The organism is Bacillus sp. (in: firmicutes) (assembly GCA_012842745.1).
Taxonomy (GTDB): Bacteria; Bacillota; Bacilli; order Bacillales; family Bacillaceae_J; genus Schinkia.
In genome coordinates this window covers 1-8,442 of sequence record DUSF01000013.1, presented here as the reverse complement: position 1 = coordinate 8,442, position 8,442 = coordinate 1, and the positions used below count along the sequence as shown (strand labels likewise).

General features: G+C 31.9%; 6 protein-coding genes. All 6 read right to left on the bottom strand.

The genetic code is table 11. The annotated features are described in order from the left end of the window. Window positions 1-556: 556 nt before the first annotated feature. Window positions 557-1,507, bottom strand: coding sequence for a restriction endonuclease (locus GX497_01755; GenBank protein ID HHY71956.1), 951 nt, complete (start codon window positions 1,505-1,507; stop codon window positions 557-559). Next, window positions 1,500-2,996: an N-6 DNA methylase gene (locus tag GX497_01750; GenBank protein HHY71955.1), complete on the bottom strand. Its 1,497-nt coding sequence runs from the start codon at window positions 2,994-2,996 to the stop codon at window positions 1,500-1,502. Before GX497_01750 ends, GX497_01755 begins: the two co-directional genes overlap by 8 nt. Window positions 2,997-3,134: 138 nt before the next feature. Continuing rightward, the gene (locus tag GX497_01745) at window positions 3,135-5,060 is read right to left on the bottom strand and encodes a hypothetical protein (GenBank protein ID HHY71954.1); all 1,926 of its coding nucleotides are present in this window, start codon (window positions 5,058-5,060) and stop codon (window positions 3,135-3,137) included. After that, a complete protein-coding gene (locus tag GX497_01740) occupies window positions 5,057-5,545 on the bottom strand; it encodes a hypothetical protein (GenBank protein HHY71953.1) in 489 nt (162 codons plus the stop codon). Before GX497_01740 ends, GX497_01745 begins: the two co-directional genes overlap by 4 nt. Further along, window positions 5,542-6,840 carry an SIR2 family protein gene (locus tag GX497_01735; GenBank protein ID HHY71952.1) on the bottom strand — a complete coding sequence of 433 codons (1,299 nt, stop codon included), beginning with the start codon at window positions 6,838-6,840 and terminating at the stop codon, window positions 5,542-5,544. Before GX497_01735 ends, GX497_01740 begins: the two co-directional genes overlap by 4 nt. 481 nt (window positions 6,841-7,321) lie before the next feature. Continuing rightward, window positions 7,322-8,263, bottom strand: coding sequence for a hypothetical protein (locus GX497_01730; protein HHY71951.1), 942 nt, complete (start codon window positions 8,261-8,263; stop codon window positions 7,322-7,324). Window positions 8,264-8,442 lie beyond the last annotated feature (179 nt).

Below are 8,442 nucleotides of genomic sequence, written 5' to 3'. Positions count from 1 at the left end.
CAAGCTATCTAAATAATACCCCAGTCCTCGGCCTTGTAAAAGGTGGGGACTATTTGTCTTGGAGTATCTTAATAATAACTTAATCCTCATCTACGGAGTAGGTGGGGATAGTTTGACGCTTACCTTTTTCCCGCATTTTCGATACCGGTGGTCGGGGTCGAAATAACGGTCAAAACCCAGATTTAATAAGGCTTTGTGAATGTGATGTGTAAAATTAGTGCAAAACAAATTCTACTATATACAAAACTGCTTGCTGTTTAAATATTATCTTCTGTAGCCTAATAAATTAAATTTAATAAAGTCGGTTAACATCTTCATCGCTATCCGCCGTTTTACATTAGCGATCAAATTGAGTAGACTTAATTATTCACTCCTAAAAAATCAAGTCTACCCAATAATACTTGAAGAAAAGTTATTATTCTCTATTAATTTCTGCTTGTCGTCCCGAACCTTACTCTTCAACCCTAGCATTCAAGATAGATATAAAAAATACACATATTCTTTTACCCATCCTAATATAAGTCGATACCCAAAGAATAACTGATAATTTTCTTACTTACTCATATGGTCCTAAAAAACGCACTCCATTGAAATGGATTAAGTGAGATGGTGCATCTGCAACCCACACCTCTGTTTCCCAAGCTAACTCACTCAAATACCTTGCCATAACTGACCGATTTGGAAAGGCCGTGACATATACAATCCCTGCTTTTGATCCCTTAAATAATTGCGCTAACTCTTCATGTCGCTTTCCATCAACTGGTCCATGACTTGTTACCGACTCCACTAACAGGAGCCATTCCTTTTGAGGAAAGTAAATCACTACATCAGGCATTTTTCCATGTGAGTCTACAACCACTCCTAGCTGCCTTAATAACTCTTCATCAAAGTAACCCATTTTTTCACCAGTGTCGCCTGCATAAATCAATTTACCGCCTGGTACATAACGAGGTGCAAAGTCCTCAATTATAGCTTTTATAAGTTCGCTATGTTCTCCTGGTGTTATATAAATCTCTTTTCCTTCTGCAATTTGTACCGGAATCTTGTGCTGCTCCCTTTCTTTTGCATACCTTTCTACCAAGGTTTGTCTATTTGAAAGATACATTTGTAAAGCAATATCCCATTCAGTTGTATTGTATTTCTTTATTAAAGTTAGAGTTTCAGGTTCAATTTGATAAACTGCTTTTGGACTATTTACAGGTCTGTCGGGTTTGTCTGGGTTGTATAAAGCAATTCCTGCATCAACAAACTGGTGCATAGTAAACCTTCTAAATGTCTCTCGACTATTGGGAGCATATTCTTTCCCATATTTATCTCGGCTAAACTCCATCATTGGTGTAATTCCAATCAAGTTATTTTCAGCCTCTGACCAAGACTTGTCCTTAGTTAGATTTAATAAAGCTAATAGACAAAGTCCAGACCTTTCATTTTGTTGAGCTTTTGGTAACCCTAAATCTTTTAGAATGCTTATTGCTTGCTCAATATTTTTATGGATACTTTCACTCACTTAATAACAACTCCTCCAACTTACCATCTATTTCCTCTTGTTCTATATTATCAGAATTTGACATTACCCATCTGCCTAATTCCTCAAGTATCTCTCTGCTAGGAAATTTCATAGTTCTAAGATCAGTTGCATTAACCTGAGTATGACCATTAAATATCCTAAAATACTTATCCACAGGTGTAGAGTTGAGATAAATATAAAGTCCATAAGCTATCTCCGCTGAAATCCCTTGCTTTTGAAAATGAAGAACATTAAGACCATTTTCAAAGCCAACTACGGGATAATCAATAGCATCAGGCTTCAATACCCCTGCTACTATTCTTCGCTTTTCCTCTTTTGAAGAAAACCTCTTTACAACTACATAATAACCATTCGGATATAACCACTTTTCTACCTTCTCATCCCTGAATATTGCATTAGGCTTTTTCATTACCTTTGGATACTCTAATTCAGTTCCTACAAAATGATTTGGGTAGAACAATGGAACAGTTCCTTCTTCTGGCATTTGTCTAAGGTTCTCTTTTACTCTGAAATCTACAACTGGGCCTGTTGATACTTCAATATCAAGTTCTTCAAGTGAATAACATACAGAAGGGTATCTCTCGATTAAAGTTTCCTCATTTGATGTATTAATGTAAATGAACTTCTCAATATCATTAGGTTGTACGATTTTCTCGAAGGGATAAATATGTTCAATGTAATCAGAAAAACTGTCGTCCGTAGAAATGGAAATGGTGACATCTCCTTGCTTACCTCCACGTACTAGCTTCATTATTACGTTTTCCTGCAATACCTCATCATCCTTAAATGCTTTATCTCTTGATTCGAACAGGTGCATATGTTTAACTGCCGTCTTATCAAGCATGAGTTGGCGGAAAGGACGGAAATACGGTCCGTTACAAAAACTTCTTGGAACAATGGCGACTATTTCTCCCCCCTCCTCCATAAGCTCTATGGTAAGAGCCACAAAAGCAGAATATAAATTTACTGTTTCAATACCAACTTTTCTTAAAAGCTTTCGATGACGTGAGTTACTGTTAATTTTCTTATATGGTGGGTTTAAAATTGCATGAGTATAACGACGTTTACTATTTTCAAATAAATTATCCTCATCAAGCAAATTAAGTACTGCCCATTCAATAAAATCATCTATAATAACCTCTGAATTTATGTCTATTTTCCCTTCAAACATGGCTAAGGTATCATATAGATGTGTATTTAGTAATTCGTCTACTTCAATTAAATTTACATTTACACATCCAGACAATCTTTCTGAAAGGAGCCTAACAAGAAAAGCACTAGTTAAGGAACCTATTCCTGCTCCAGCATCAAGAACTTTAGGATTTTTCATTTTATCCTTATTGAAAAGAGAAGCCATAAATTTAGCGATACTAGAAGGCGTAAAGAATTGACCTAACTCTGACTTTCTTTCAAGTAAAGGATTAACTATTAGTCTTGCTTTATCAATACTTTCTAAAATTTGAGTCATACTTGCACTCCTTAATAAAAACATACTTCTTTGACCTATACATTTTAACATTAAACCAGTAATTAAACACAATAAACCCTGTTGGTATTTTTCAACAGGGTAAAAACAAATATTAAACAAAATTCCTAGTTAGGATAACTATTCCTCAATATCTTCAAATTCATTCACGTGTAGATTAATTAACCCCAACACTTCATCACCAGATAGGAATGTATATTTGGCATATTTCTCATATTTTATTGGTGGTGTATTATCAACTACTATTATTTGATATTGCTCACTCAATTCAATAATAATATTATATATTTCCTCATATACTTCTGGGTCATTAATTCTATTTTTGTTTTCTTTTTCTTCCTCATCCATGTCAGGTCTAATCGTCCCTAAATATTTACTAATTGAGTCTAATAACAAGAAACCTGGATGGCCTACAGCATAATTGATGTCTTTACAAGAAAGTATTGCTGCAAAAAATGATATTTGCATACACTCTAATAAACCACCACTTTCATGCTCAAAAACACTTGCCCCATCATGATATGGAGTGTAATTATTTTCATCAATATATGTTTCTGAAGTATCGTACTTCAATCTAGCCATATAGAATTTAAATTTTTCATTTAATATATTGAATATTTGCTTCTTCCTAACTTCACTGACTTTTAAATTTTTCAGTTCGCTCTCTAGTCTTTTTATTTCTTGCTCCAAATCCTCTATGAGTTTATTTTTTTCATCAATTTTACGATGGACTCTTATACACTCATCAACAATTTCTTTCTTTTTAATGTGACTATTAATAATGCTATTTATACTGTCAATTTGTGAAAGATAGGGTACAGAGGTCTTTTTATTGAACTCACTAATTGCATTATTAAGTATCTCTTGTTCCCTTTTTAAATGAACAACCTGTCTATCAATCTCATTGACTCTATTCAAATCTTTCTCAATTAAGTCATTAACAAGATTCATCTTACTTTTAATCTCTTTTTGTATTTTATTCAATACTTGTTGTGCAGGCTTATTTGCTTGGTGAATATGACTAATTACTGATGACCTACAAAGGGGACATTCTATTTTTTGTTTTTCAATAACTAAACGATAATTGATTTCAACTGTTACATCTGTTTCTGACTTTTCCTTTTTATACTCTTCTAATAAAAATCTTTTTGAACCAATAGACATTTGAATCTCATTCTTCTGTTTTTCATAATGAAAAATTTCGTTTGCAAGGTCAGTTAATCTATTCTTTAATTTGATGTACATATCATTTTCTTTGTTATCAGTGCTTTTGTTTTTACTAAAGATTGCTTCTTTTTGTTTTTTTTGTTCATCAATCTGCTCTTTGATTTTATTTACCTCATTTATTAAGGTAATAATATCGTTTGCATCTCTTTCTTCTAAATAAGAATATAAGCCCACTATTTCTCTTTTTCTGGCCTCAACATTATTTTTTGCGTTTACTAACTGTTCATTCAATGAGTCTTTATCAGGTTCAACTAAATTAAAAATCATTTCAAACGCATATGGATTTTTATTCCTCTTAAATGTTTCCTTATTATTCAGAAAATTATTAGTGCCTAAATCATGTTGCTTTATGTACACATACCTGAAAATATCTCTAAATGAAATAGTTTCTAACTCCTGTTCATTGCTATGTGCCTTAAATTTAGTTCGTTTATATTCATTAATGTTTAGTTTTCTCATTATTATCTGCATAGCTTCTTTAATCTCTGTTTTCTTAGGTATGTATTCACCAATATCATCAAATGAGCAAAAATATATACTAATTTTTGACTGTTTTTGTTTAAGTGATCTATTCAAAGTGATAACATCACCATCAATGTTTATTTCCAAAAAGACTTCATCACAGTGTTTATCTAACTCTTTTTGGACTTTTAACACAATATTATCACTTTTCCCCATACAATAATCAATCAAACTTAAAACTAATGACTTACCTGATGTCCTATCTCCCCTAATAATAGTTAATCCTTTTCCAAAATATAACGTTCTCTTATATCTTGTTCCAAAAAGGACTAGCTTATTTATTGTAATCTGGCTCATTTTACCCCTCCCCTTATCTTATTTCTATTTTTCATATTATTATCCACAGTATTAATTACACTAGAGTATTCCTCGATTAACTCCGAAAAATAATGAAGCTCTAATCCTTCAACAAACTCCATTCCTTTTTTTGTTAATCTAATCCCTAAATCAGAAGTTTTAGTAGTAACATCGCCCTTTATTTCTACGTATTGTAAATTTGATAACTCTAAAATGATTTGATTTATATTTTGTTGAAAACGATAATATAAATTCCTAGATATTTCTCCTTTATCTTCACGTTCTTCAATAAGCTTAAGCAGGTCGAAATTTACTAGACAATAATAGAATACTATGTCTGTTAATTTATAGTACTTCCTAGTACTTTCTTTATAAAACGCATATAAAAGACATAAAGTTTTTATTAACTCTAACTGATTATTATCAAATAGCAATTTAATGGATTGGGGGACAAAAGTAGAATTTTTTTCATTAGAAATTCTCATTTTAAACGGTTCTCCCCCCACCATATATCAATCTTCTCATCATCTGCTAATATATGAATTAGTCCTCTATTTTCATCCTCATCTGATATTTGATTTTCGCTAAATAATTTAGCTAATCTACCGAAATCTATATTTTCCAAGGTCTTATGTACTACTTCTACAAATTGTTGACTATCACCATGTTTTTCATAGGTATCTGAATACTTTTCATTATACTTAATAAAAACTTTTCTCAAAACAGCATTAATAACTTCAACTGACATCCCACTATTTTTTAGTTGTCGAATATAGCGTTCAGCTGCAACATAAAAAATTGAGCTTAATTTAAGCAAACCGGGTTTAATATTTTCAATTTGTAACTTTTTATAAAAAAGGTTACTTTCAACATTTTGATCCATATCAGTAATTTGTGCTCCTAATATTATAGGCTGGGTACTACCTGAACCATTTTTAGAACCCTCTGGTTCCTCCTCAGTACTCTGTTCTGACATTATCGCTAATATTTTTCTAATTTCCTCTGAGTGTGATGAGTTTGCTGGATTGTATTTTATGGTAACTAACCCATACTCTTCCTTTAACTCTCTAACCTTTTCTTCTGAAGGAGCATTTAAAATAATATAATGATTTCCCTGAAAGTCCTCCTTGTGGTCCTTAATCAATTGGCGTATAAATTGGTCATCAAATGAGAATCCCATAAATAAGAGTTTTTTAGTTCCAGTAACAAGTTTTAACAAATTCTTATACTTATTATTCTCATAAAGGTCTTGATAACTACTTCTACTAATTACGATAGAACCTGGATTAGAGGTATATCCATGAAGATGCATAATTCTCCTTGAATCAAATAAATCTTGTGTATTAAAGTTGATCTCCCTCATTTGTAGAGGGAGATTCTCACACCTTACATATTCAAACAAAAGATTTTCATAATTTGTTGTAAGATATAAGTTAAAACTCATTTGTGCGATATCATGGTAGTTATGCTTTGTAATATCTTCCAATCTTATCTTTTTTTCATTTATTATTTTAACTATTTCAGTTTGTATATCTTGGTCTGTTAATGTTAACAAATCTTTCATATAATCTATAGCTGCCCAATAATCATTTACTTTTAATTTATGGTCAACAACGTTTTTTACAAACTCTTTATCTTGTACAGCATATTTATCAGCAATATTTTCAATTAACCCTCTCCAAGTAGGCACTTCAAATGGGGCAGATAATCCAGCTCCTATGAATGGAACTATTTTCCCTTGTAAATAATCTTTGTTAAGATTTACTAGATTTATATCCACTTTTTCACCCTCAATATATCAGTAGTATTACGTATAGTATATCGCCAAAATATTTGAAATTCTATATTATCAAATACTTCTATTCGCCACTACTCTATTCCTAGTTTTAAAGTCTACTAATAGTATGCATAAAAAAGAGGAATCTGCTTATAATTCCTCTTCATTCATCGCCTATCCAAACTGGTTTCCTAACTTCAAATTCACGTCTACGTTACTCTGAAACTTCTTCTACAGTCATATCCTTAATTTCTCCTTAAAATCCTCTTGACTGTTTTCAGTTCCTCTATTGTTAATATCAAATAATTTAACCTTATTGCTCAGAGTATGAAATAATGGCAACGTATTCTGTATTATGTGTTAAATTCTTTGTTTTAATTTATTTTGGGTAAATAAATCCTCTCGTACTTCTTCTAGTAGAAGCCGCTTTGTAGCTTTATTTAACATGAATGAACTCTAAATTTCTTTTAATCTATAATCAAATCTAAACATGTTCAAAGTAATCCATACAAACATCACAGAAATGGGCGTCATAGCCATCATCGTCACTGTATCTTATGTAGATAAGTTTTTCATTGCATCTTGGACCAGAACATGTTGTTAAGTTATCTTGGGTTGGTTTTACCCCACAGGTCAAACATACAAATTGGTATCCATCTAAACATATGAAAGTTTCCAAATCACATTCAGGACATTCTAATAGAGGATATTCTCCACCATCCATCACATGACTGTATGTATCAATAAAATTATCTATATATTTTTCAGGGAAATTCTCAATGTTATCACCACAGAAATAGCAATAAGCATCAGTCTCGTCTATAAACTCAACTGTCTCTTGATTACAAACTGGACATCGTAAAATTACATCAACATTTTTTAATTCATCCTGAACTAACTTAAGTCTCTCATTTACATATTCATCAAATTCATATAAATACTCTAATATTTCAGTAAATCTCTCGTTATCTGAGTCAATGAATTCCGTTTCAATCATTTCTGACTTAATAAAAGGGATGAGATATGCAAAAAGCTTAACAATGTTTGCTTTAAGCACATCAGCAGTCACTACAAAATGGTAATGCTCCGTTTTATTTCTTTCCTTCCGTAACCAATCCATCATATCAAGGAGATTCTTATCAAATTTAATACCCCCAATTTTCTGTAGCCTTTTGATTAAAGTATCATGATTTACACTTATAAAATCCCCGGATTTCAACTTACCTATATCAGCTGTCTCTATATTTTGAAAAATTAGCGACCAATGCTCTTTATAGAGTATTTCTTTCAAAAGGAGCTGTATCCCTGCATGCAAATTGATTAGTGAATACTTTATGTCTTCATCAGGTTTATCTACTGTTTCAATAGACTTTGAAATAAAATCTAACCCGTTTTCAACCATATTTAAATTAATCCGATTACCCATATAGTTTACCCCTCCCTAAACTTCACCTCTTTGTACTTTTACAAACAAATGATGTAAGCGTCAAACTATCCCCACCTACTCCGTAGATGAGGATTAAGTTATTATTAAGATACTCCAAGACAAATAGTCCCCACCTTTTACAAGGCCGAGGACTGGGGTATTATTTAGATAGCTTGTTG

Coding starts and splice junctions, on each gene's coding strand:
- GX497_01740 (HHY71953.1), bottom strand. CDS start 5,545: ATGAGAATTTCTAATGAAAAAAATTCTACTTTTGTCCCCCAATCCATT.
- GX497_01750 (HHY71955.1), bottom strand. CDS start 2,996: ATGACTCAAATTTTAGAAAGTATTGATAAAGCAAGACTAATAGTTAAT.
- GX497_01730 (HHY71951.1), bottom strand. CDS start 8,263: ATGGGTAATCGGATTAATTTAAATATGGTTGAAAACGGGTTAGATTTT.
- GX497_01745 (HHY71954.1), bottom strand. CDS start 5,060: ATGAGCCAGATTACAATAAATAAGCTAGTCCTTTTTGGAACAAGATAT.